Origin of the sequence: Fibrobacter sp. UWEL (genome assembly GCF_900142535.1) — a bacterium.
Lineage (GTDB): Bacteria > Fibrobacterota > Fibrobacteria > Fibrobacterales > Fibrobacteraceae > Fibrobacter.
Map to the genome: position 1 here is coordinate 220,553 of NZ_FRBE01000001.1, position 26,216 is coordinate 246,768.

17 protein-coding genes are annotated in these 26,216 nt (G+C 49.4%); 11 read left to right on the forward strand and 6 right to left on the reverse strand.

Features of this window, described 5'->3' with window-relative positions; translation table 11 throughout:
- Positions 1 to 22: 22 nt before the first annotated feature.
- The 3 genes from BUB59_RS00955 to BUB59_RS00965 form a co-directional block, all read right to left on the reverse strand.
- The gene (locus tag BUB59_RS00955; RefSeq protein ID WP_073224740.1) at positions 23 to 1,045 is read right to left on the reverse strand and encodes an agmatine deiminase family protein; all 1,023 of its coding nucleotides are present in this window, start codon (positions 1,043 to 1,045) and stop codon (positions 23 to 25) included.
- 209 nt (positions 1,046 to 1,254) lie between these two features.
- Positions 1,255 to 2,121: a carbon-nitrogen hydrolase gene (locus tag BUB59_RS00960; RefSeq protein WP_073224742.1), complete on the reverse strand. Its 867-nt coding sequence runs from the start codon at positions 2,119 to 2,121 to the stop codon at positions 1,255 to 1,257.
- A 41-nt stretch (positions 2,122 to 2,162) separates the two neighbouring features.
- Positions 2,163 to 3,269: a DUF2914 domain-containing protein gene (locus BUB59_RS00965; RefSeq protein ID WP_073224744.1), complete on the reverse strand. Its 1,107-nt coding sequence runs from the start codon at positions 3,267 to 3,269 to the stop codon at positions 2,163 to 2,165.
- Positions 3,270 to 3,347: 78 nt separating this feature from the next.
- Between BUB59_RS00965 and BUB59_RS00970 the strand changes: the two genes are divergently transcribed.
- From BUB59_RS00970 to BUB59_RS00980, 3 genes are all read left to right on the forward strand, one after another.
- The gene (locus BUB59_RS00970; RefSeq protein ID WP_073224747.1) at positions 3,348 to 5,042 is read left to right on the forward strand and encodes a proline--tRNA ligase; all 1,695 of its coding nucleotides are present in this window, start codon (positions 3,348 to 3,350) and stop codon (positions 5,040 to 5,042) included.
- 186 nt (positions 5,043 to 5,228) lie between these two features.
- Complete coding sequence (gene glyA / locus BUB59_RS00975) at positions 5,229 to 6,512, forward strand: serine hydroxymethyltransferase (protein ID WP_073224749.1); 1,284 nt, start codon at positions 5,229 to 5,231, stop codon at positions 6,510 to 6,512.
- Between the two features lie 147 nt (positions 6,513 to 6,659).
- Positions 6,660 to 7,475, forward strand: a complete 816-nt coding sequence (locus BUB59_RS00980; protein ID WP_073224751.1) for an ABC transporter ATP-binding protein — start codon at positions 6,660 to 6,662, stop codon at positions 7,473 to 7,475.
- 17 nt (positions 7,476 to 7,492) lie between these two features.
- On the opposite strand, the gene BUB59_RS00985 is transcribed toward BUB59_RS00980, so the two are convergent.
- Together BUB59_RS00985 and BUB59_RS00990 are read right to left on the reverse strand one after the other, a co-directional pair.
- Positions 7,493 to 9,451, reverse strand: coding sequence for a BamA/TamA family outer membrane protein (locus BUB59_RS00985; RefSeq protein ID WP_073224753.1), 1,959 nt, complete (start codon positions 9,449 to 9,451; stop codon positions 7,493 to 7,495).
- Positions 9,448 to 13,296 carry a translocation/assembly module TamB domain-containing protein gene (locus BUB59_RS00990; protein ID WP_073224755.1) on the reverse strand — a complete coding sequence of 1,283 codons (3,849 nt, stop codon included), beginning with the start codon at positions 13,294 to 13,296 and terminating at the stop codon, positions 9,448 to 9,450. Before BUB59_RS00990 ends, BUB59_RS00985 begins: the two co-directional genes overlap by 4 nt.
- 250 nt (positions 13,297 to 13,546) lie before the next feature.
- On the opposite strand from BUB59_RS00990, the gene BUB59_RS00995 reads away from it, so the two are divergent.
- From BUB59_RS00995 to BUB59_RS01025, 7 genes are all read left to right on the forward strand, one after another.
- Positions 13,547 to 14,536: an outer membrane protein gene (locus tag BUB59_RS00995; RefSeq protein ID WP_073224757.1), complete on the forward strand. Its 990-nt coding sequence runs from the start codon at positions 13,547 to 13,549 to the stop codon at positions 14,534 to 14,536.
- Positions 14,537 to 14,632: 96 nt separating this feature from the next.
- The gene (locus BUB59_RS01000; RefSeq protein ID WP_073224760.1) at positions 14,633 to 16,714 is read left to right on the forward strand and encodes a tetratricopeptide repeat protein; all 2,082 of its coding nucleotides are present in this window, start codon (positions 14,633 to 14,635) and stop codon (positions 16,712 to 16,714) included.
- A gap of 87 nt (positions 16,715 to 16,801) precedes the next feature.
- Positions 16,802 to 17,254, forward strand: coding sequence for a nucleoside-diphosphate kinase (gene ndk / locus BUB59_RS01005; RefSeq protein ID WP_083540100.1), 453 nt, complete (start codon positions 16,802 to 16,804; stop codon positions 17,252 to 17,254).
- A 41-nt stretch (positions 17,255 to 17,295) separates the two neighbouring features.
- Positions 17,296 to 18,129, forward strand: a complete 834-nt coding sequence (locus BUB59_RS01010) for a succinate dehydrogenase cytochrome b subunit (protein WP_073224765.1) — start codon at positions 17,296 to 17,298, stop codon at positions 18,127 to 18,129.
- Between the two features lie 15 nt (positions 18,130 to 18,144).
- Positions 18,145 to 20,058, forward strand: a complete 1,914-nt coding sequence (locus BUB59_RS01015) for a fumarate reductase/succinate dehydrogenase flavoprotein subunit (RefSeq protein WP_073224767.1) — start codon at positions 18,145 to 18,147, stop codon at positions 20,056 to 20,058.
- Positions 20,058 to 20,840: a succinate dehydrogenase/fumarate reductase iron-sulfur subunit gene (locus tag BUB59_RS01020; protein WP_073224769.1), complete on the forward strand. Its 783-nt coding sequence runs from the start codon at positions 20,058 to 20,060 to the stop codon at positions 20,838 to 20,840. The genes BUB59_RS01015 and BUB59_RS01020 overlap by 1 nt, the downstream gene beginning before the upstream one ends.
- Before the next feature lie 147 nt (positions 20,841 to 20,987).
- On the forward strand, positions 20,988 to 21,899 hold the full coding sequence (locus tag BUB59_RS01025) for an outer membrane beta-barrel protein (protein WP_073224771.1): 912 nt from the start codon (positions 20,988 to 20,990) through the stop codon (positions 21,897 to 21,899).
- A gap of 187 nt (positions 21,900 to 22,086) precedes the next feature.
- Here BUB59_RS01025 and BUB59_RS01030 read toward each other — a convergent pair whose 3' ends face one another.
- Positions 22,087 to 24,459: a carbohydrate-binding domain-containing protein gene (locus tag BUB59_RS01030; RefSeq protein ID WP_073224773.1), complete on the reverse strand. Its 2,373-nt coding sequence runs from the start codon at positions 24,457 to 24,459 to the stop codon at positions 22,087 to 22,089.
- 224 nt (positions 24,460 to 24,683) lie between these two features.
- Here BUB59_RS01030 and BUB59_RS01035 point away from each other — a divergent pair, with 224 nt between their 5' ends.
- The gene (locus BUB59_RS01035) at positions 24,684 to 26,207 is read left to right on the forward strand and encodes a hypothetical protein (protein ID WP_073224775.1); all 1,524 of its coding nucleotides are present in this window, start codon (positions 24,684 to 24,686) and stop codon (positions 26,205 to 26,207) included.
- Positions 26,208 to 26,216 lie beyond the last annotated feature (9 nt).

The following is a 26,216-nucleotide window of genomic DNA, read 5'->3' on the forward strand; positions in this document are numbered from 1 at the left end:
CGGGTATTAACCCGCTTGTATTTTACTTGCTTTCGTGCTTGCTCATGCAGTGCAAGCTTCCGCCTTCCTCAATCACAGTGCGGCAGTCGATGCCAATCACCTTCAGCTTGGGGAATACGCTTTCGAAATACTTCTGGGCGATTGCGTCCTTGGGGCTCTTGTACTTGGGGAAGATGAGAGCGCCGTTGGCATGAATGTAGTTCATGTAGCTAGCCGGAAGAATCTGTCCGTCGTCCAGAACGCGCTGGGGAGGCAGGGGCAGAGTGTCCACCTTTGCCTTCTTGCCGTAGTGAGCCTTCATGAATTCTTCTATCAAGTGTTTTGCTTCGGCGAGAATAGGAGTGTTGGGACTCTTCTTGGAATCTTCCCAGCACATGACCACGCGATCCTTGGCAACAAAGCGAGCAACGTTGTCGATATGACCGTCGGTGTGGTCGCCGTGGAGACCGTGGGGGAGAATCAGCAGGGACTTGAGACCGAATGCGTTGCAGAGAGCCTTGATCACCTTGGTCAGGTCCTTGTCTGCATTGCGGTTCTTGCCGATGAGACAGTCCAGAGTGGTAATGCCCAGACCGTCGCCGTTCACTTCGATAGCGCCACCTTCAAAGATGTAAGGAACGCTCTTGTCCATCTTGTAGCCGAAAGCTTCTGCAATGGTAGAGGGGATGGCGTTGTCGAGGTTCCAGGGAGGGAACTTGGCGCCCCAAGCGTTGAACTGGGTTTCGGAAATTACAGTCTTGTCGCCCTTCTTCATAAAGAACGGACCGTAGTCACGAATCCAGATGTCGTTGGTCTTGAGGAAAATGACGCTGACGGGGAAGGGGCGGTCTGCCAATGCAAACTTTTCTTCGAAGGTCAAAAAGTTCTTGGAAGGAACCAGCACGTTCACTGGCTGGAATTCGCTGATGGTGCGGATCAGGTTGATGTAAAACTTACGGATGTTAACGCCGCGTTCGCCGTACCAGTTCTTTTTGTTGTGGGGGAAGGCGAGCCAAGTAGCTGCCTGTTCTTCCCATTCTGCAGGATATCTAACTGAATTTGCCATAAATAAGTCCTTAAAGATAAGGGTATAGGGTGCAGGGGATAGGGTATAGAGATTAGAAACTAGAATCTAGAGATTAGGGTATAGGGTGCAGGATATAGATGATTGCTGGATAAGAACCTTACGGAATTCAAAAAAAGGACGAAGCATCCGGACAAGTTAGCACTTGCATCTAGCTGCCCTAGCCCCTAGAAACTAGACCCTAGCCCCTATTATTCTTCACACCAAATTTTCAAGATGTCGCCGTACAAGTCAACGCGGCGATCGCGGAAATGCGGCCACCAGCGGCGATTGAATTCGGTTTCGCCTAGGTCAATTTCCACAATGGATGCACCCAGGAAATCGCATTCGCACTTGTTAATCAAGAATCCATCCGGAGCGGCCACAAAGCTTGTGCCCCAGAAAGTCAGTTCCCCTTCGGTACCGATGCGGTTGGCGCTTAGCACGAAGGTGCGGTTTGCAATGGCGTGGCCGCGCATCACGGTCACCCAGCTGTCCTGCTGGCGCGGGTAAAGTTCCTTAGGTTCAGATTTCATCCAGCCGATAGCGGTGGGGTAGATTAGCAAGTCTGCACCCTTCAGGCTCATGATGCGGGCTGCTTCCGGGAACCACTGATCCCAGCAAATCAGAACGCCAATCTTACCTGCGGAGGTCTTGATAGGTTCAAAGCCTGTGTCGCCAGGAATGAAGTAATACTTTTCATAGAAGGCAGGATCGTCGGGGATGTGGCTCTTGCGATAGAGACCAGCGATGCTTCCGTCACGTTCAAAGACGAAGGCGGAGTTGTGGTAGATGCCGCGGGCGCGCTTTTCAAAGAAGGGAAAGACCACTACTGCGTTCAATTCCTTGGCAATTGCCTGCCATTCCTTGACGATGACGTCATCCTTTTCGATGGCCATGTCAAAGAAATCTGCGTTTTCTTCAAACGGGAAGTAGGGTGTGTGGAACATTTCGGGGAGAATGACGATGTCAATTCCCTGGCCCTTCAGCTTGAGAGCTTCGGCCTTGTACCATTCATTGTTGGACTTGGTATCACCAGTCCACTTTCCTTGGAGGGTAGCGGTCTTAATTTTCTTCATGCTCAAAATGTAGAATTTTATAAGACCGTCAAGAACAATCTCTATTGGATTGTATCCTGAACCATACCTGTTTCGGATTCACCTGCAAAAATATCAAAGGTCATGGAACCGATGACTGCGCCGTTACGATAGGCGGTTTCTACGCGATACTTTCCCGGGGGAGCGTTCTTTTTGCGGGAATAGCTGCGATAACCTTCGTCACGGCCACCCTGCACCACCATTCGTTCAGAACTTATTTTATCTACAAGTTTGAACTTCCCTGTACGAGGGTCGGCATAGTACCAACGGTACTCAATCTCTGCCTTCAAATCCGTAGGGGCGTATACGGAAGAAACGAAATAGATCATGGGATCGTCGCCTTTATGGACGCTAGGGGCAACAAGGCCTACTTTTTGCCAGAAAGAGGGTGCGTCCAGTTCGCAGATGTACGTCTTGGTGTCCAGGTTCTTACAGGCTGCTTGTTCCTTCATAACCAAAGGTACGGGAGGAACCAGGTTTGCCATGTAGGAGATGATGAGTAGAACGCAGATTACTGCAGGCGCGATAAGCACATAGAAACGATATTTGGAAATCTTCCATACCAGGGCGCATACGCCGAAAGACAAAAGGGTACTAATAAAGAACCAGATAAAGCCGATGCGATTCACCAAGTGAGGAATTGCAAAATTCAGGAACATGGTTCCCAGCAGGCAGAACTGTGCTAAGCTGATGGCGAAACTTTCGTAACGCTTTTGCAGGAATTCGTTACAGACCAGCAGTACGGCTAGCAGGACCACCAGGATGAAGGTGGTGAAGGATCCGCTGCTCTTGAAATAGCACACCACCAGGGCGCTGAACATGCTACCAAAGCAGAATTGGATTGCCCAGGAAAACCTTTGTTTCCAGGCTTCGCTCCACTCGCGGTTTAAAAATCCATGCTTCTTGGGAGCGTCTTCGTCCAGTACGGCTGCGTTATGGGCCGAAAGCAGAATGGTAATGATCAAGGCGCCCAGGTAGTAGGCTACCAGGAAGAGAATATCAAAGCCGTCAATACGTTGACCGAGGGTGATGGAGTCCCAGCTGAAACCGCCCAGGAAGGCGATGGCCGGAAAAAACTTCTCAATTTTCTGGACAAAGGGTTTTGCGCGGAGGTTATCTACGAATTGCATAGTTGAAAAATACAAAAAATTGCTAACTTTAAGCCCGAAAAATTTGACTTACAATCCGTCTGGATTTAAAGGATCGTTATGAAACTCTCTAAGTACTTCTACGTCACGCTCCGCGAAACGCCCAGCGATGCTACCATGCCCAGCCACATCTTCCTGATGCGCGGTGGTTATATCAAGCCGGTTTCTACTGGTATCTACTCCATGATGCCTATCGGTTTTCGCGTGATCCAGAAGATCACCAACATCGTCCGCGAAGAAATGAACAAGATCGGCGGTATCGAAGTGGACCTGCCCGTGGTTCAGACCGCAGACCTGTGGAGCGAATCTGGCCGTTACCAGGCCATTGGCGAAGAACTGCTCCGCTTTAAGGATCGTAACAACCACAACATGGTTCTTGCCATGACTCACGAAGAAGCCATGACCGATATGGCTCGCTACGTGCTGAACAGCTACAAGCAGCTGCCCTTCATGCTGTACCAGTTCAAGACCAAGTACCGCGACGAAGCCCGTGCCCGTGGCGGTCTGATCCGCGTCCGTGAATTCCTCATGAAGGACGCCTACAGCTTCCATTCTTCTCAGGAAGACCTGGACAAGCACTACCAGGAAGAATACGATGCATACCTCCGCATTTACCGCCGCGTGGGCATTGAACCCGTGGTCGTGCAGAGCGATACCGGCATCATGGGCGGTAAGGTTGCCCACGAATTCATGCTGGACACTCCCAACGGCGAAGACTACCTGATTCTCTGTAAGAAGTGCGGCTACCAGGCCAACCGCGAAATCGCAAAGTTTACCCGCGAAACCTACAAGGGCGACGCAAACGCTATGCCCGAAAAGGTTGAAACCCCGCACTGCCCGTCTATCGAAGAACTGAGCGCATTCCTGAAGATCGACCCGAAGTCCACCGCAAAGTGCGTGTTCTTCGACTTCGAAGGCAAGCTCATTACCGTTATGGTTCCGGGCAACCTGGATGTTTCCGAAATCAAGCTCCACAACCTGCTGAAGGCCAAGGAACTTTACCCCGCAGACGACACCCTCATCAAGGCTTGCGGCATGGTTCCGGGCTTTGCTAGCCCCATCGGTTCTCACGACACCCGCATCATCGTTGACGAAGCTCTGGCCGACGCATGCGATCTCGTGATGGGCGCTAACGAAGAAAACTACCACTTGCTGCACTGCACTCCCAAGCGCGACTTCCCGGCATTTGAAGTTGCCGACATCGCCGAAGCACAGGGTGGCTGCAAGTGCCCGAGCTGCGGCGAAGGCCTCTCCGAAACCCGCGGTATCGAACTGGGTAACATCTTTAAGCTGGGCACCAAGTTCTCTGAATCCATGGGTGCCAAGTACCTCACTGCCGAAAAGACCACCGCTCCTGCAATCATGGGTTGCTACGGTATCGGTATCGGCCGCTTGATGGCTTCCGTTGTTGAAAACAGCCATGACGACTTCGGCCCCATTTGGCCCAAGTCCATTGCTCCTTTCCAGGTGGAAATCGTTCCCATCGGTAAGGAACCGGAACTGGTAGAACTTGCAGAAAAGTTCGAAGCAGAACTTGAAGCTGCTGGCATCGACGTCCTGGTGGATGACCGTGACGAACGTCCGGGCGTTAAGTTCAAGGATGCTGACCTGTGGGGTTCTCCGGTCCGTATCGCTATCGGCAAGAAGGGTCTTGCAAATGGTGAAGTGGAATGGAAGTTCCGCAACGAAAAGGAATTCACCATGGTCAAGGTGGAAGACGTCGTTGCTAAGGCAAAGGCTTACTTCGCTGAGTAATGACTAGGGAAGGCTCCGCCCTCCCTAAAACCCTCCTTTCCCAAACGTAGGGATGGCTCGACCCCCTTTAAAATAGTCCTCGGTTATAGGCCGAGGGCTTTTTTTTATCTTATTCCGCCTTTTTAGTCTTTAAGAGATGCCTAGAATTATTATCTTTGTGATGCAAAAATTTCAAGGAGCAACTAAATGCTGAAATCTACACTGCAACAGACCGATCCGGCTATCTACGCTATCATCCAGGAAGAAGCCGAACGTCAGGAATATGGCATCGAACTGATCGCCTCCGAAAACTACACCTCCAAGGCCGTCATGGAAGCTATGGGCTCCGTGCTGACCAACAAGTACAGCGAAGGCTACGTCGGCAAGCGCTACTACGGTGGTAACGAAGTGATCGACAAGATGGAAGCTCTCGCCATCGAACGTTGCAAGCAGCTCTTTGGTTGCGACCACGCCAACATCCAGCCCCTTTCCGGTTCTCCCGCAAACGCAGCTGTTTACATGGCTGTCCTCAAGCCGGGTGACAAGGTCCTGGGCCTCAAGCTCGACCACGGTGGACACCTTTCTCACGGCCATCCGGTGAACTTCTCCGGTATGCTCTACAACTTCGTCCAGTACGAAGTGGATAAGGAATCCGGCCGCATTGATATGGAAAAGGTTCGCGAAGTTGCTCTCCGCGAAAAGCCCAAGATGATTCTCGCAGGCTTCTCTGCTTACAGCCGTAACCTGGACTGGAAGAAGTTCAAGGAAATCGCCGACGAAGTTGGCGCCCTCACCATGGCTGACATTTCTCACGTTGCTGGCCTCATCGCTGGTAAGGCTATCGAATCTCCGGTTCCTTACTTCGATATCGTCACCACCACCACTCATAAGACTCTCCGCGGCCCCCGTTCTGCAATCATTATGTGTAAGGACAAGATGATCAAGAAGATCGTCAAGGGCGAAGAAAAGGAAGTTTCCCTGCCCAAGGCAATCGACGCAGGTCTGTTCCCGGGTATGCAGGGTGGTCCCCACGATCACATCAACGCTGGTAAGGCGGTTGCATTCCTCGAAGCTCTCCAGCCGGAATTCCAGACCTACGCTCAGAACATCATCAAGAACGCTAAGGCTATGGCCGACGAACTGATGAAGCTGGGTTACAAGATCATTTCCGATGGTACCGACAACCACCTCATGGTTGTGGACATGACTTCCAAGGGTATCGGCGGTAAGGATGCTGAAGTTGCCATGGAAAAGGTTGGCATCTCCTGCAGCCGTTCTACCATTCCGTTCGACACTCGCAAGCCCATGGATCCGTCCGGTGTTCGTCTTGGCACTGCTGCCATCACTACCCGCGGCTTCGACGAAGAAGATTCCCGCGAAGTGGCTCGCATCATCGACCGTTGCATCCAGAACAAGGACAACGAAGAAGGCCTGAAGGCTATCCGTCAGGAAATCGTCGAACTCTGCAAGAAGCACCCTTTATATAAGTAGTGTCGCTCGTTCGTCACGATAATAACCTGCGTTCAGCGACACTACCGTCAAGAACACAGTGCGTACTCTCGGGATGAATTAGGATTACTTCCAGAATTAAACAGCTCCAAGTCAAGTACTTGGGGTTGTTTTTTTATATTGCAGTCCATGACCGCAATTAAGCTGGAAAACATTTCCTACAAATATCCGAAGGCTACTAAAGAAGCTCTTTCCCTGGTGAATCTCGAAATTCCCGAGGGGAGCTTTTTTGCCTTGCTTGGACCCAATGGGGCAGGGAAGACTACCATGCTACGGCTTCTTTGCGGTCGTTTCGGAGCATTCTCCGGCGAACTGAAAATTGACGAAAAACTTCGCGGTCCTAATGGTTTTCTGGACCCGAAATCCTATGGCATTCTTCTTGAAAATCCCGGGACTTATCCCAAGCTTTCCATCGAAGAATACGTGAATTATTTTGCGGGGTTTTACGGTGTTTCCACATCTCGCGAGAGAATGTCGGCCCTTAGCCAAAAACTGGAACTGCCTGATCTCTCGACTCGGCTCTCCGCGCTGTCCCTAGGCAATCGTCAGAAGGTTCAAATCCTAAGAGCTATGATTCACAATCCCAAGCTCCTGATTCTGGATGAACCGGTAGCTAACCTGGATCCGGTATCCCGAGAAACGGTGTGGAACTTGATTTCTGACTGGCGCAAGCAGGAAGGCGGTACGGCCATTGTCTGCTCCCATATCCTGGCAGAAATGGAATCGGAAGCCACGGATTTCGCCATCATCAATAGAGGCGCTGTCCTTAAACAGGGCCGCGTGTCGGAATTAGCTTGTGATAAGAAGTCCTTCCAATTGGAACTGCCCCAGAACATGACGGAAGAACAAATCCGGACGGCCTTAGAAAAGGCTGGTCTTTCTGGAATTCAAATTAAGCAGTCCAAAACCAGCTTGTCTGACTTGTACCGCAATACGGTTCAATAAATTACAGGAGTAGACCTCTAGAAGGTCTGGGAAAGGTCAAAGGCGAATCGTCCCCAGTGGAAGGATTCTGCATTCCAGTTATCCAATGTTTTCTTGAAAGCGTAGTCCAGGCGGAAGGTGAGGAACTGCCAACGATAGCGCAGGCCGAATCCAAAGCTTTCATCACGAGCGTCCTGATATTTCGGGTCGTGATCGGTAACGTAAGCCCAGTCGTAGAATTGTACAATCTGCCATTTGCGTAAACTCTTGAGGGGGAGTGTCCAGCGAATTTCTTCGTTGAATCGCAGGTAGCGTGGTGTAAGTCCTGTGTATATGAGGGTGTCGCCATTATCTTCTTCTTCGTAACCGGCGTAAATACTGCGGAAACGGTAGCCGCGTACGGATCTGGATCCACCCTGGTAGAAGATTCGTGCGTCATCTTCGATTGCCTTGGCAAAGAATTTACCCACACTGCCGCTCAATGCTCCGTTAAAAGTCCAGAATAAGGGGAAGTAAATATTTGCCGTTATTTCACCGTAAGTATAGGGATTTCCGCGCATGTTAAAGGAACTGAGATCGCCGTCCCAGTTGGTGCCAGCGCCAATGGTAGGTGCTACTCGAATACCCTTGGTGGGGTTGAAGTAATCGTCGGTATAGTCGAAGGTCAATGCAATTTCGCCTTTCAGTTTCAGCAATTTATCTTCCAGTAGGGAGTCTCTCTTTACTGTTAATTCGTTCCCGTCTTGATCTAGAGAATCAGCCTTGCTTACCACAAATACGGTATCCTTGTTTTTGGAAACGTATCGTGTATCGATGGTCCCGCGGAATCGAATATGATTGGTGATGCCGAAGGTAATGTCTCCGCGGTTGATGATTTCGTAGCGTTCTTCGTAACGGTCGCTGTAGGCTAACTGTTCGATTTTTTCATGGTTCAGGGTGAGGCGGTCATCAAAACGGATTGCAGTGGGGATGATGCTGAAAGATGTTCCAAAGAGTAGCGGATTTGCATAGCCTATGGACATTTCCTGCTTATGTTGTGCCACAAGGACGTTTGCAGAAAATTCGTTGAATCGTCCAAAGAAGTTCTTGTGTCTTGCTTGTGCTTGAGCGCCAAAACCGTAGATTTGTTCGTAGAAGAATCCATAGCGGGTGTCCCCGGGAATACGCTCGGTCACCTTCACATGAACGTCGGATAAACCATCCGCCCTCAGGGAGTCTGTAAGCTTAATTTGTGTAAATAGCTGGGTCGAGAACAGCTTTGACTTGAAGGAATTGTATTGGTTACCGTCAATCACTTCGCCGGGCTTGATTCTCCAGAGGGAGGATAGCCATGCGGTATCCGTAAGGCCTGCTTCAGAAATACTGTCCTTTTTGCCGGGACCTGCGGTGCGGTGGGTTTCGCTGATTACTCCGCCCATCAAGACCTTGGGGCCAGTTTCCACATTGACTTCAACGCGAATCTTCTTATGGGTAGTATCAATGTATTCTGTGGAGGATACGTAAGCGTGGAGATATCCTTCCGCACGGAATGCGTTCTGGATGGTCTGCAAGTCTTCTGCGATTTCTTCGTGGCTGTAGTAACGATCCTGTGCAGTATTTAAACCGCTTTTATCGAGTTCCACTTGGATGCCTTCAGGAGCTTTCACATCCACGCCACTAAATCGATAACGTTCCCCATCTCGAATGTAAATGTTGTAGCCACGCTGGAATTCGTTGGGATTGATAAAGTCTCTCTGGATTTCCAAGGCTATATCTGAACTGAAGTAGCCCATGGTATAGTAAAGTGCTTTTACGTTTTCCAGGGAAAGACGCATAATGAAGTCTTGCTTGGTGGTATCCATCTGCCCGAATTTTGCGGGTACATCCAGCTGTTCTTCAATTTGGTAGCTGGAAAATACTTTGTTACCGTAGATGCGGACATACCAAGGATTCTTATCGGGTTCTTCTGCGAAAACCGTGAGCACAAGTGCGAGTATCAGGAAAATTACTTGCTTCATTTCTTGTCCTCCTGTTCCTTGTTCTCCATATCAATATCTTCACAAGATCCAAGTCCAAGTAGACAGGGGTTCCAATAGCGGTAGGAATAGTTAATACCGATGTTCTTTTCCACACGGTTTTCGTTTCCGACGGTACCTGTATTGGTCAGGTATTGCTTTTCAATGAGCATTGCGTTCAAGGAAACGGTGGGGGAGAGATGGTTCTGGTGGCTGTATTCGGCTTCCTGGAATACAGGGAGGGTGTAGTTCAGACCGAACTGCAATGCTTGATCGTAAGTGGGGTTGTCACTCTGATCCTGAGTATAACCGAATACGAGGCTCATGTTCTTGATCCAGCGATCCATGGAAATAGGAATCTTAAAGTAGCTGGAATCCTTATCACTGGTGGTGGTATTGTCGAAGATCATCACCTTCATGTCGATGTCGCCGATGTAGTCTCCGCCAAGGGTCTTGTTTGCTGTTGCGGAAATGACCTTACCGATGGCCTTACCCGCAAGCTTGTTCCAGTCCGTAGATTCGTCGCCGCCATCAGCAATACATCCCAGGAATACGTTATAGTAGATAGAAGCGGTGGTTGCTTCTGTTCCGCAGTTGGAAGAAGGCATTGGCTGGGGGTTGCTGATGGTTCCCTGAATGTCCAGGTTAATGGGACAGGTTTCCGTTTCGTTTTCATTAGTCTCGGAGCAGTAGGGGAGTTCCTGGCTACTAGTCACATCCACAATACCATTTTGCCAAGCATCATCATTCCAGGAAATCTGGAAGGAATTCAGTTCAAATTCGTACAGGTCACGAATGCCGATGAAACCGCTGTTCGTGTTACTGATATCACCTCTCAGCATAGGACGTGTAGTACTTCCCAGAACCCAAACGTCCACCGTGAAGGGGAATGTGGCAAATGGAGTTACCACCATGACGGAATCGTTCTGGGAATCGCTTATGTGTAAGGATAAATTAATGGGGCTTGCTGTGGAAATTTTTGCTTCCTGCTGACCTTTCTTACGTAGCTTCGTGGTGAAGTTGTTGAACATTGTCAGGTAGCGGTCAATGGAGGTTGGGGTCACTTCAATGTCAATGGACTTGCGGTACACCATCTTGTCGATGATGACGTTTCCACCAATGGTCTTGTTCTTGATGTGGCCTTCCTTATTGTGGGGTATGCTCAAGCTGATATCGCCACGACCAAGAGCTTGTGCTTCGCCGAACATATCATGATTGAAGGAATAAGTCATCCTTGGAATGTCTGCGGTAATCAGCAATTCATCTTCATTGTCTTCAAGATGTCCGTTAATGTCTTCCAACTGGATGGAGTGTTCGTCCATAACGATGGTGTAGCTTTGGGACTGGATGTCCACTGCCTTCAGCTGCATGCTGTCCAGATCAAACTGTAAGGTAGCAGTGACAGATTCACCCTTGTCATTTTGTGTGGTTGCTTCCGCAATATCAACAAGTCCGTCCTGCACGGTTCCACGGACAGAGAAGGGGAAGGTAATGTCCATTTTGGCGGGCTGGAATACTGTGGAATCACTTCGAATTTCTGCGGTGATTCCCTTTAGTCCCTTGGTAATGTCTGCGGTAATGTCCGCATGCATATCCGTGTTGGTGATCTCGCTGAGGGAACCCGGTACGTACCAGGAACCGTTTACGTCGAAGGTTCCCTTGAATACCAGATCCTGGTCCACAAAACCTTCCATCCAGGCAGAGCCTCCGTTGTCACTGCCATGGGTAACGCTTACGTGACGTTGGTCGCTAAAGATATGGTCAAAGATGACTTGGGTGTTTCCGCTCCAGCCGCCAAGACCGATGTCAAGATAAGCGTTGATTTCAACCTTTTCGTTCTGTGCGAACATATTCAGCTTCTTGATGTTGAACAGGTCGGGATGAATCTTGCGGAACTCGATGTCGAAGAAGTCCAAGTTGCCAGAAAGGCCCATGCCCGCTTCGTAGGTCAGCTGACCATTCAGCATGCCTGTAGTGAGGGTGGAATCGTTTAGAGGTTCTAGCAGGAGAGGAATACTGAAATCTCTGGAGGAAAGATTTGCGTAAAGCACTTGAATCGGTAGCGGGGTCGTGGCCTTGAAGTCCGGGTTGGAATCGTTGGGCAAAATGAAACCACCAGATAGCTGGACGGAGTTCTTGTCGTGTTCCGCATGAGCCTGGTCTACGAAAATGGTGTCCCCGCTTTGGCGTGCCAGGATGTTTGCCTTCAAGTCGAATGCATCCAGATTTCCTTCCACATTCAGTTCTGCTTCACCACGGTTACTGTCAAAGTTCTGGCTCCAACGACCGGTGACGGTTCCATTGATTCGGTCACTGATGTTCAGGTCCGCGAAGGGAATTGTTCTGACCACCACGCCATTGGTCTTTGCGTCAATGGTAAGGCTGTCTCCGAGCGAAATGTATACGCTACCTGTTCCCCCGTGTCGTTGGGTTAAATTCCAGCTTGTGTGAGGAGTGTCGGTTCCCCAGAATACATCACCATCAAAATCAAACGTTTCATCTGGCGTACAGATTAAACCCTTGTTGAATACAATTCCATCCAACGTTAGTTCCAGACCCACAATGACGGAGTCTGCTTTCATATGATAGGCGAATGGTACTTCCACGAACTTCACTTGGGCCTTCATGCTATGCCCGTCGAAGTAACCGTTAATCTTGGTATTCTTCGTCAGGATGACGTTTCCGCGAACCCAGTCCAGCGCCCATGGTTCGTATGGCGTCAGGTCCCCCGTGTAGGAGGCTATAATGCCGTTCTCTATATCCACAGTACCGTCAATGATGGATCCTTGTCTTGTTTCTACTAGAACGTCAATCTTGTTGCCCATTTTCTCCATGGAACGAATCTCTGCGTCCAGAGGCATCATCTGGGGACCGAACTTGGCGTTCATGTGATCCACGCGTCCCTTCATCGTTCCGTTCAGTTTCGTATCAAAACTGCCCTTGAGGTAGATGGAGCCGCCTTCATTATTTCGTAGGGTTGTTTCAATTCTGATGGAATCCAAATCCCCGTTTACGTCAATGTCTGCATTCAATGGCATCAAGGGCCACCGTTCACCAAGGTGGGTCTTGACCTTCGCCTTGTATGTTGTCTTGCCCGTATTGATATCTACGCTTGCATCTGCTGAAACGTTTAGTGCACCAAGACTTGGCGCTCCATGAGGCCATTCCATAGGGAGCCAGGATTCAGGATCTTCAACAGTAACGTTCACCTTGCTCTTGACCTGAGTCAGCTTATCCTTAGGAGCGTTCAGGTTTACCTTGACTTCATCATCTGCGGTCTGTACAAGAACATTGGCGTTGAGGTTCGTTCCGCTAAAGTCTGCGTCAATGTCTATGGCTGCCTTTGACTTTACGAAGTCTCCCTGCACGTCATCAGCCTTTACTGCGATGGCTCTCTCGCCTGTATTCTCTACAGTGATATTTGTGGCGCTCCAATGCTTTCCATCGGAGAGGGTCACTTTGGCTTTATTTGCCTTTATTTTTACGGGCAGGGGAATCCGGACGTTTTCGGGAATGGCTAGGTCCAGATCCTTCTTGGGTTCCTTTTCCGTTTTACCTTCGGTATTGATGTTTGCATCTACGGATTCCATGTTCAGGGTTACTAGCTTGTCTTCACCAAGCAGGGTCGCACTGATTTTTGGATTGGTAATCTTGATGGTTGTCCCGTTTGTTTCAACAAACAAGGAATCAAAGGAATGGTCCAGTAGACCATCGATACGATAGCCGTAAGGCTTTATGGTGACTCCGGAAAATTCATGTTCCGTAGAGAGGTACCTTATTAAAAGAGCACGACCAAACCAGACGCCCAGGGAGAGGACGCCCACAATAAAGGAGGCTACAATTGCCATTCCTACAAATGTCGTTTGGTTTTTCAAATCGGGCAAAAACTTAGAAAATGATGGTCTAACTCTTTGATGCTCAATAAGTTACAAGTGGCAAAAACGCATCAAAAATTAAGCATTGGTGTACAAATGTGCAAGAATGCTTTTTTGCTTCATCACCCAAATGGGTTATTTTATCAAAAAAAGGAGGGGGTGCTCTTTTTTTACAAAGTTGTTTTGGTATATTTTTTGTAACAAGAAGTTAGGAGGTAATCTCATGAAAAAGATTCTTTTTGCTCTGCTGACCTTCGCTGCTCTTACTTTTGCTGCAGAAAAGGTTTATCTCGCTCCCATCAGTCTGGTGGGTATGCATGGTGATTATGCCTTGGTATCTTCCAAACTCATGAAGGCCTATATCGAAGATGATGGTCGTTACGTTCTGGTTGTGGGTAACGAACAGGACTCTGTAACGGTGGATAATCAGGCTGCCGTTCGTGAAAAGGCTATTGCCAAGGGCTGTTCCAAGTACATTCTCGCGGAATTCACTCGTCTGGGTGAAAACGTCCTCATGTCCTTCAAACTGTATAAGATTGATTCCGATGCTCCTATCTGGGATGACCGTCTGAAAGCTGCCAATCCGGATGATTTCGACCCGATTATCCAGCGTGTAGCCCGTAACATCGGCACTAAGCGTAAGGCTACCAAGGACGACGATATCTATTCTGTAACCCAGAAGGAAACTGAAGATATTACCCGTAAGTCTGTCTCTAGCTATCTGGGCGTATCTTTGGGTGGTCTCTTTGCTATGCAGCCCGATGTAGATGCTCTCGCCGGCATTTCCGTCTATCTGCATTTTGACTTCGGCTATTTGCTGGCTGGCCTCGATGCATCTTACTATGGTATTGACAATTCTCTGGAAATGGGCTTCATTAATTTGTCTGCTTACTATCCTTTCGGCTCCAGAGCACTTACTCCCTATGTGGGCGGTGGTCTGGGCATTGGTTTCACCACCTATGATTCCGATGTGGATGATACCATGTACGACTCCGTCGATGATCGCGCCGGTCTTAGCGGCTTCCTGGGTGGCGGTCTCCTGATTAACCGTAATAGCAAGCTTCTTTTGAACCTGAATGCCCGTTACGTCCTGAATTTCTACAAGACCAGAAATTTGGAATGGCGTAAGACCGATCATGGCAAGGAACTGGTTGCTAAGGACCATGCCATCAATGGCTTCCAGGTAAGCTTCGGCATTGCCCGCGGTTTCTAACGAGAAATTCACATATAAGGAATTTGAAAGCGAGCCTTTGGGCTCGCTTTTTATATATTTTGGCAAGTCTTAGCTATGAATATGAAGAGGATTACAATGAAAGCTCGCCTGCTAGCCTTGGCTTCCAGTGTTTTATTTGTTTCTTTGACGGGTTGTAATGGGGTTGGTCCCAAGGAAACCCTCCTTGCTAAAATCAATGATGATTCTGTTTATAAGGAAGACGTCCTGTTTATGCTGGATCATGGTCGCTATGACCATGATTCCCTGCCTCTTGGCAAGATGCTGTATGACCGTTTCTATTCCGGTTATCTTCTTTCTGAAAAGGCCCTGGTAGAATACCCAAGCTTGGAAAAAGAATGGCAGAATTTAGGTGCGTCTCTTGAAATTCGATGGCTGACAACTGTATATCGCGATTACTATCAGACCGAATGTCTTGGTTTTCCCGATGCAGAACTGCATAAGTATTACGATAGTAACAAGGAAAAATATCCTCGTGCAGATTCCATTACAGGTTATTATGGAGTCCGTTCCGATGTCGCCAAAGACTACTTCATCCTGAAGAATAAGGTGGAGTTTGATGCGTTCCTTGCCAAGCATTTGGAACAGGTGAAGGAGCCGTCCCAGAACGATTCTGCCGAAGCAAAAAGAATTTTTGTGAATAAGCGCAGCAAGGAAATGAAGGAAAGTACCGCTGCAAATATTCTTGAAAACGAACACTACAAGATTGCCGAACTACCTCCCATTGATCCTAAGTCTTATTACGAAAAACATAAGGATCAGTACATGACGGTTCCTGGTTATGAGCTTTATGATTTGCAGGGGAGTGATTCTGCAGCTCTTGTCAAGTTGCTTCCTGAAAATGCTGATTTGCAAGCATTCAAGCTTGCTGCGGTCAAGAATACTGCAAACAAGCTAGTTGCTGCAGACAGTGGCTACATCGGTGTGGTAAAGCAGAATTATGCAATTCCTTATGGCATTGGCATGATGAATGAATTAGATCCCGTCCTGGAGGGGAAGTCCGTAGGTTTTGTGACTCCTGTACTCCGTAGCCAGGATGGAAACTTCCATCGCTTCTACCTCGCATCTGTTGTTCCCTCGGTGGAGAAGCCTTATGAACGTGTGGCTCCTGCCATTCTGAAGTCCATTGAGAATAAGGAACTGCTGGATGTGGATCCTTCAGTGGTCCTCATTACCAAGGATGGAAATCCTGTATTTACGGAAGCGGACTTGATTAAGTTCAATGAAGATTTCATGAAGCGTCCTTTGACTAAGCGCAGTCATGACTGGACTGTGAAAATGCTTGCTGAACATTATGCTTTTGCTGATGCCGCAAGACGTATTAAGCTTGATCATGAGTGGGAATTCCGCGCGCTCCTTCGTAGTGCTCGTCTGGAATTCCTGACGGAACGTTATATGGATAGCGTGATGGTGACGGTATCCGAAGACTCCGCTAGAACTTGGTTTGAAAAGAATCTTGCTGCAGACAATCCCATGACCAAGTTTGATGACGTGAAGTATCGCATGATGGTTATGGCTTCGTTCCCGCAGGTACTCACTTTGCGCGATTACTACATGGGTTATGCCATCATGTACAAGGGGCAGGAATACAGCAAGATTCAGCTGAATCTCTTTGATCGTCGTTTCGGTGAGTATCGTGCTGCAGTGAAGGATCGTATTGCTGCAGAAGCCTATAACAAGGCTCGCATTCATCTTTACGATTCCTCCATTCCTGAATACAAGCCTACTACATATGCCCAGGCCCTGCTTTCCCGTGCCGATTCTCTTTACAAGGCCGGCAACAAGGATGACGCCTATCTCGAATACCGCACCCTGCTGTTCACCTACGGTGATGTGGATTCTCTGGCATGCAAGGCCTTGTATGAAATGGCTGATATCCGTAACGATCAGGGCCAATATGCTGAGGCTGACGCTGAATACTACGCCTTCTACAAGATTTTCCCCAAGAGCCCCAATGCAGAAAAGGCCATGTTCAGTCGTGGGTTTATCCTGAATGAGAATTTGGGTAAGGATAGTCTTGCCCTGGAGGTCCTAGGTGAATTCGTGAACACTTATCCCAACAGCGAATTCAAGGAATCTGCAAACTGGCTGATGGATAACATCAGAAGCGGTGGAAAACTGCAGGAAGATCTTAGCAAGAAAATTGAAGAAAACCCCTAAAAATGACTGTAAACTTCATTTTTCGGTGAACCGCTCAATCGCTTTTAACCTATATTTAACGCACTCACATTAAAAGGTGGTATACCCATGGAAATGACATTCGCAATGATCAAGCCCAATGCTGTAAAGTCTGGCTTGATTGGCCAAATTATTGCCCGTTACGAAGCTGCAGGCCTTTCCGTCTGCGCTATCAAGATGCATCAGATGACTTCTGCTGACGCTCGCGGTTTCTATGCCGAACACGTCGAGAAGCCTTTCTTCCCGGAACTGGAAGCCTACATGACTAAGGGTCCTTCCGTGATGCTGGCTCTGGGCGGCGAAAATGCCATTCTCAAGGTTCGCGCAATCAATGGCGCTACCAATCCTGCTAAGGCAGAACCCGGTACCCTCCGCTATGATTTTGCTCCTTCCATGACCGAAAACGTTGTTCATAGCTCCGACAGCCCCGAATCTGCTGCTCGCGAACTGGACTTCTGGTTCAAGAAGGAAGATCGTTACGCTTACGAAACTCCCAGCAAGAAAGCTTGCTGCGTACTTTAATTTTTCAACAAAAAAAGACCCCCTCAAGGAGACACAAAACAATGCAATGGATCATTAAGTATCTTACTTCTTCCATTGGTAAGAAGCAGATCATGGGATGCACTGGTGCGTTCCTCGTTCTGTTCGTTACCGGCCACATGTGTGGTAACTTCCAGCTTCTGAACTTCGATCAGGCTTCTGCCCAGGCATCCTACAATGCCTATACTGAGTTCCTGACCGGATTCAACCCGCTCCACTTCCCCGTAAAGATGATTTACCTGGTGGAACTGGTTCTGATTGCTGCTTTTGCTATCCACATCGGTCTCGCTATCAAGCTGAAGCTCGAAAACAAGGCTGCTCGTGGTAACGTTGGCTACGAAGTGAACGCTCGCAAGGGTACCAAGTCCTTCGCAACCTTCTCCATGATCTGGACCGGCCTCATCATCGTTGGCTTCCTCATCCAGCACCTCACCACCCTCAAGTTCGGTGAACATTACCTCTATGTGAACGAAGCTGGTGAAGTGGTCCGTGATATGTGGCTCACCACCATCGACATGTTTGCAAACCCGGTTTGGACTGTGTTCTACCTGGTAGCACTGTTCTCCGTGGGAACTCACCTTTTCCACGCAATCGCTTCCGCTTTCCAGACTCTTGGTGTCGCTCACCAGAAGTGGACTCCGGTCATCGACAAGTTTGGCATTGTCTATAGCGCAATCGTTGCTCTCTGCTTTGCTGCTCAGGCTGCATTCTCTTGCTACATCGCTAACCAGCCGGAAACTCAGGCTCTCCGCGCAAAGTCTCACGAAATCCAGCAGCAGCTGGAACAGAAGAAGGCTGCAGTAGAAGCTAAGACTTCCTTTGTTGTCGGCGACGTCGTCATTTCCACCAACGTTTAATGGAGACCATAACTAATGATTCTCGATTCTAAAATTCCTGGTGGTTCCATTTCCGAAAAGTGGACCAAGCATAAGTTTGAATTGAAGCTCGTGAACCCCGCTAACAAGCGTAAGTTCACCGTCCTCGTGGTTGGTACCGGTCTTGCTGGTGCATCCGCCGCTGCTTCTCTCGCAGAACTGGGCTACAATGTGAAGTCCTTCTGCATTCAGGACTCTCCCCGTCGTGCACACTCCATTGCTGCCCAGGGTGGTATCAATGCTGCTAAGAGCTATAAGAACGATGGTGACTCTGTCTATCGTCTTTTCTATGATACCGTTAAGGGCGGTGACTTCCGCGCTCGTGAAGCCAACGTTCATCGTCTCGCCGAAAACTCCAACCTGATCATCGACCAGTGCGTCGCTCAGGGTGTTCCCTTCGGCCGTGAATACGGTGGCCTCCTGGACAACCGTTCCTTCGGTGGTACCCAGGTTTCTCGTACCTTCTACGCTCGCGGTCAGACCGGTCAGCAGCTCCTCCTCGGTGCATACCAGGCTCTCATGCGCCAGGTTGCAGCAGGCAAGGTTGAACTGCTTCCTCGTCGCGAAATGATGGACCTCGTGGTTGTCGATGGCAAGGCTCGCGGTATCATCGTTCGTAACCTGGTTACTGGCGAACTGGAAAGCCACGTTGGCGACGCAGTCTGCCTTTGCACCGGTGGTTACGGTAACGTTTACTACCTCTCTACCAACGCTCAGGGCTCCAACGTAACTGCAGCATACCGCGCATACAAGAAGGGCGCTGCATTTGCTAACCCCTGCTACACTCAGATTCACCCGACTTGCTTGCCCCGTCATGGAGACCTGCAGTCCAAGCTGACTCTGATGTCTGAATCTCTCCGTAACGATGGCCGTATCTGGGTTCCCCGCAAGGCTGGCGATACCCGTTCTCCGGACCAGATCCCCGAAGAAGATCGTTACTACTACCTGGAAGAAAAGTACCCCAGCTTCGGTAACCTCGTTCCTCGTGACGTGGCTTCCCGTAACGCTAAGCAGGTTTGCGACGCTGGTCTCGGCGTTGGCAACACCAAGCTGGCTGTGTACCTGGACTTCGCAGATGCTATCAAGCGCATGGGCGTTGCTGGCGTTTCTGCTAAGTATGGTAACCTCTTCCAGATGTACGAAAAGATCGTTGACGAAGACCCGTACAAGGTTCCGATGCGCATCTTCCCGGCAATCCACTACACCATGGGTGGTCTGTGGGTTGACTACGATTTGATGTCCACCATCCCGGGTTGCTTCGTTCTCGGTGAAGCAAACTTCTCTGACCACGGTGCAAACCGTCTCGGTGCTTCTGCTTTGATGCAGGGCCTCTCTGATGGTTACTTCGTGATCCCGTTCACCATCGGTGGCTACTTCGCAGGCACCAAGCTGGAAAAGGTCTCCGCATCTGATCCTGCTTTCGAAGACTGCAAGAAGCAGACCGCAGAAAAGATCCAGAAGCTCCTTTCCATCAAGGGTCACCGCACTGTTAACGATATCCATCGTCAGCTCGGTAACATCATGTGGGAATACGTTGGCATGGCCCGTAACAAGGCTGGCCTCGAAAAGGCTCTCCAGGAAATCCCCGCACTCCGCGAAGAATTCTACCAGAACGTTAACGTCGTTGGTTCCGAAGGTTCCTTCAACCAGAACCTGGAACGCGCTGGCCGTCTGGCTGACTTCCTTGAATTCGCAGAAGTCCTCACCCTCGACGCCCTCCACCGTGAAGAATCTTGCGGCGGTCACTTCCGTGAAGAAAGCCAGACCGAAGAAGGCGAAGCAAAGCGTGATGACGAAAACTTCTGCTACGTCGGTGCTTGGGAATACAAGGGCGACAATGTCAAGCCCGAACTCCACAAAGAACCTCTTACCTTTGATAACGTCCACCTCGTTACTAGGAGCTACAAATAATGAGCAACGGAAATATGAATATCACTCTCAAGATTTGGCGCCAGAAGGATGCCAAGACCAAGGGTCAGTTCGAAACTGTCAAGGTCAACGATATTTCTCCGGACATGTCCTTCCTGGAAATGCTGGACATTGTCAACGAAGAACAGATGAAGCAGGGCAAGGAAGGCTTTGCATTCGACCACGACTGCCGCGAAGGCATTTGCGGTATGTGCTCTCTGGTCATCAACGGTATGCCTCATGGTCCCGACCACGGCATCACCACTTGCCAGCTGCACATGCGTAAGTTCAAGGATGGCGATACTATCGTTGTCGAACCGTGGCGCGCTGCTGCATTCCCGGTTATCCGTGACTGCGCTGTTGACCGTTCTGCTTTCGACCGCATCATCGCTGCTGGCGGCTACGTTTCCGTCAATACCGGTGCTGCTCCTGAAGCTTCCGTGATCCCCGTTCCCAAGGCTGATGCAGACCGCGCCTTCGACGCTGCTGCTTGCGTTGGTTGCGGTGCTTGCGTTGCTGCCTGTAAGAATGCTTCCGCTATGCTCTTCGTCTCCGCTAAGGTTTCTCACCTCAGCTTCTTGCCCCAGGGTAAGGTCGAAGCTAAGAAGCGCGTGCTCGCTATGGTGGCTCAGATGGACAAGGAAGGTTTCGGTAACTGCACCAACCTTTACGAATGCCAGGCTGCTTGCCCGAAGGGTATCACTGTGGACTACATCGCAAAGATGAACCGCGAATACCTCATGGCAACTGCTACCTACGCTGAAAAGGTATATGGCAAGGATTAATTAATCCTTCAATAGCCCAAAAGCATTAAATCCACCTAGGGTAAAACCTGGGTGGATTTTTTTTGTACAAAATACTTGCTTAGAAAGCTAGAATTGTAAGAATATGTTACTAAATTTCCCTCCGTATTTTTCAATAAGGAGGACACTATGAAGAAGTCTCTCATAAGTGCAATCGCATTGGCCTGTACCATGGTGGTGGCAGCAAATGCTCAGGATGATTACGAAGATTACGCATACGAAGAAGGTGTTGCCGAAAGCGCACCGGAATCCGATAGTGACTATAGCACTGCCAAGAGCAGCTACTCTAGCGAAGTGACCAAGTCCGAAGAGGTTCCCGTGGCTATGGAGCTTCCCGGTCAGAATGCTTCCGAAAAGCCCAAGAATCGTTTGGGTTTCCATTTGGGTATGGGCTTTAGCGGTACCTACGGTAACGAGAAGGCTGCTGGTTACTACTATAATCCCACTACGGATAAGTTCTATGTTGGCGAAGAAGACCCGTTTGCTGGTTATCTCGGTTTAAACTTTGATCTCGGTTTGATGTATGTGTTCTTTGTGAATAGCAAGATTGCTATTGCACCGGAATTCAACTTCCGTGTGATTGATTACTTCAAGGAATCCGATATCTATTATGCAAAGGTCTATGATGACTACTGGCATCGTACAACTTACGAACCTGTTGATGAAAACATGATGCTTTTCGACATCGCCATCCCGGTGATGGGCCGCTTCTATGCTGCTAAGAATTTCTACGCAGAAGCTGGTGTTCAGTTTAACCTGAATTTGGCTGGTAGCTTTACTCTGGACAACGCCGAGTATGATTACAGCGAAGACGTGGGTGACTGGGCCGGTGAATCTTTCGGCGTAAGCTTGAACTTCGGTGGTGGCGCATCCTTCAATGCTAAGGATGGCGGCTTGATTGAACTGGGCGTTCGCTTTATGCTGGACTTGACTCGTCTGGAAGCTGACGAAAAGGTTAATAACGAAGCTAACGGTTCTTATCGCGATGCTGTTGCAACTAAGGGTTGGCATATTCAGTTCGTCTGCAACTATCTGCTGTAATCGTTTTACATAAGAAGCCGCAAACGGTTTCGTTCCGTATTTAAACGAGGAACTCCCAAGGTCAAGTACCCTGGGAGTTTTTTCATTACTAAAAATCCCCCGGGTAAAAACCTGGAGGATGTCAAAGAATCCCCCGGGTAAAAACCCGAGGGATTATTCGTGGGGTTAGGAGGATCTTTTCTACGACTTAGTTATTGTAGTAAACGATGCGGCCACCGGGGAAGGTGAAGTTCTTGCTATAGCTGCTGGTGTTGCTTACTGCAGAGGGAGTACCATTGGTGCTTACCATCTTGCTTCCGGAAATTGCAGGCTTAAATGCAATGCTGGAATTGCCGTAGAAACCTGAACTAGAGAAACTTACGTTATAATTGGTGCCTGCTTCAGAGGTGGAGGGACTGAATCCCAAAACGGTTTTACTGGAAAGAGTTGCTGTTCCGTCGGAATCAAAGGAACCGCCCATGCCGCCGCTAAGCTGGCATTCCACGATAACAACGCCGCCAGAGACAGTAAGTTCGCCGTTGGAATCCATACCGTCAGTATCACCGGAACCAACGTTCAGATAATGATGACCGCCTGTGACAATCAGGGTACCAGAACCACTGCTCATGCCGCCCCAGCCGCCCATGCCACCAGGTGCGCCCATCCAACCCCAGTTGTTTCCGCCGCCAGGAGTGGTATTTCCGCTTCCGTCTTTACCACCTGCTGCATTCCAAGCATCGTCCGTTGCGTGGACTTCCGTGGCGCCTCCACTGACTCGAATGTACCATGCTTCAAGACCTTCGTAGGATTCCTTCACATAGATGGTGCCGTCATTGACATAAAGGGTGGAGTCTGCATGGACACCGTCATTACCCTTTGCGGTAATGGTGGTGTAGCCGCCATTGAAGTAGATGTTCATGTTGGAGTGAACGCCGTCATCGCCGGAGGTTACGGTAACCTTACCGCCGTTGATGTAGATATGGTTGTCGGAAGAAACGCCCTTACCAGTAGAGGTTACGTTAATGGCGGGTTCGCTAATGCTGTCGGAAATCATAATGGCATTAAATGCCTGGATGCCGTCGTCGCCAGCCTTGGTAATGTTGATGGTACCGCCCTTGATGTTCACGATACCCTTGCCTTCGGTAATGGTGGTGTCGGTACCGTTGACGGTGTATTCGTCACTCTTGATGCCGTCGCCAGAAGTAGCTGCGATGGTGAATGTACCCTTTTCGATATCCACCATGCCCTTGCCCTTAACACCGTTGTTCTTGGCGGTGACGTTCACTACGGTCTCGCCACGGAAGCGCAGGTCGTTGGAGCACTGGATTCCGTTATTGTAGTTGCCGTTGATGGTGAGGGTGCCTGCTCCCTTGATGGTCAGGTCGTCCTTTGCGTAGATGGCGGCTCCAGTTGTGTCTACCTTTGTTTCGCCATTGCTGTTCTGGTAGGTGAACGACTTTGTACGGGTGGAAGCGTCACTCAGGGTGTTGACGGTTTCCTTCTTTGCGACCACAAAGGCTTTGCTTGCCTGCTGGACGTAGATGGGGGCATCTACGGTATTTTCCAGGGTAAGTCCCTTCAGGTTCAGGTAAACGCCGGAGTCTGCCTTGGGGGAGTTGACGCGAATCTGGGCGTCTGCTGCCTTATAGGAACCGCTGAAGTCGTATTCGCCTGCGCAGCTAATCACTACTTCACCGCCGGAGACGGTAACGCAGCCGTTGTTGTTGGTAACAGTTGCGCCACTGGCTGCGTATGCAATAGCGGGGGAGTTTCCGTTGCTTTCAGAAATGTATGCGCTGGAAGAAGACTGCGTTTGATTTGCAGAAGAACTGGATGCTACGGGGGTAACAACGCTTGCGCTAGATGCCGGGGGAGTAACTTCACTTGCGCTGGAGTTTCCTGCAGGGATTGCAGTGGAAGAACTTGATTTAACGGCGGGAATGACGGCCGAACTGCTGGATACAGGAATAGGAATGACTACAGAACTGCTGGATGCCGGTTCAGAAAGGGTAATCTTGACGCAATTGCTGTTGTACATGTAGGTGCTGCCATCAGCGCCTTTGATAACTGTATTCTGGTTTACGATGGATCCGTCTGCTTCGGCACAGGTCGTCACAACGGCTACTTCAGTAGAAGATGAAGAAGTTACAACGGGAGTATCTGCAACGCTAGAGGAAGAGGCGACTTCTGTTGCGGATGGATCTTTTGTCTCAGAAGAGTTTGTTTCGCTGGGAGTTACCACTGCGCCTGTTTCATCAAAGCAGTAGGTGGTTCCGTCGTCGCCCACCATGGAAGTCAAGCCGTTGCAAGGATCAACTGCAGCCTCGGGGAAACCGTAGCTTCCGTCGGTATTGATCCAGAAACCGATGTTGCCTTCTGCGTCCATGCAGATGGTTTCGCCATTGGTGCCTGCCACAGCGGTGTAGCCGTCATACATGCAGGGGTTTGCTGTGCCTATGGGGTCAACCACCGGTTGGACGGTGTTGGCTGCATCGTCAGAGCAACCTGCCATGAGCCCAAACGACAAGGAGGCAAATGCGGCGACTGCGGCATGTTTTCTAGAGAAAAGCTTTTTATTCATGTTGGTTCCTTTATAAATCACTCCTTGTCTAAAGATAAATTTGGCTAAAAACGCAAAAAAGGGGTTTTAGGGCGTTTATGAATTTCCTCAAAAGAATAAACGGGGTGAAAAGTTTCGTTCGGTACAAAATGACTCAAAAAGCTATGGAACGCTTGGTTCCGTTGAAATTAGAGGGGAAAAAAACTAGATTTGCTCCAATCGATTCTTGTAAAATCAAAACATCTATGAAAAAGTTTCTTTCGCTCTTCGTAGCCTTATTTGGCGTCACGGCTTTTGCCGCTTCTCCTGTTCAGGGACCGGAAAATGTCCGCAATCTCCGTCTTCTCGAAACGTCTCCTATGCTGTTTGAACTGCATCGTACGACGATTTCCGATGGACGTCAATCCTTCGCCTATCCCCGTCGCGACACCACGTTCCGTACTGCCATGAAGAAGGACTTGTCCACGGCACTTCTTGCCTACGATAACGCACATGGCGGAATGATTTTGGGCAAGGGCGGTTATGAATCCGATAAGACTCCCAGCATCGCCCTGGCTGTTTCCTTGGTGGGGGGCATGGACTACCGCGGTGGGGAAGCTCTGAACGATACGATCTGGCCCAGCGTTGATGGAGGAATCTATCTTCGCGGCTATGCGGATTCTGTGGACTTTGTTCTGGATGCCCGTATTTACGATGAGGGGCATTTCTCTAAGTGGCCCCAGTCCTTTGATGGTGAATTTCTGGAAGTGCAGAGAGAGGAAAACAATTCGGGTCTGGAATACACCAGCTATGCCCGCTATAGAACTCACTTTGCCTTGAACTACAACTGGCTTCGTCTGGATCTTGGCCGCGATGTGATGCACTGGGGACCGGGTTACTACAACAACCTGACCTTGAACCAGTTCGCCTTGCCTTACAACATGCTGACTTTGGACATGCAGTTTGGCCCTCTCCGTGTGGTTTCCTTCTACGCGGACTTGCGTATTTACAGCAGCATGAGCGACAAGAACAAGGATGAGACTCGAAACCTGTTCGGCCACCGCTATGAACTTGCCGTGGGTAATGCAACTTTCGGCATTAGCGAACTGCAGATGCTCTATGACAACATGAAACCCTGGCTTTTTGTTCCTACGGCGCCGCTTTTCATGGAGAAGGGAAATTACTCTGAAAGCAGCAATAACGGTGCTCTTGCTTTTGACTTTAACTATCGCCTGTTCAATGCGGTCCGCTTGTATACGGAATTCTTCCTGGACGATATGGAAAGTCCCGTAAGCCTTGTGAAGAACGATAACATCGAAGCGAAGTGGGCTTGGATGGCTGGTTTTCAGGCTGCACACAACTTTGACGTGAAGGGCCATTTGCTGGAAGCGGGTACCATTGCGGAATATGCTCGCATTGAACCTTACGTGTACGGTCACTTTGTGAAGAATACTGCGCAGCTGGCACATCTTGGACGTCCTATTGGCAGCCAGCGTGGTCCTAATAGTCAGACGATTGACTGGACTCTTTATGGTCGCCTGGATGGTCATATCTTTGCTTCTCTCCGTAATACCTGGGCTTGGAAGGGAACGGATTATGGTAGTGCCGTTAACGATACGACTCCCACCAGCAACCACATGAAGATCCACAAGGATTTCCTGAAGGGAGCAAAGATGGAATACTCCCTGACTCCTTCCGCAAGTTATGAAGGTCAGTATGTGAGTTTCATGGGGGAGATTACCCTCTTTAATGATCGCAAGGTTTATCTTCGTGCTGGCTTCAAGTTCTAGCCCTAAAGG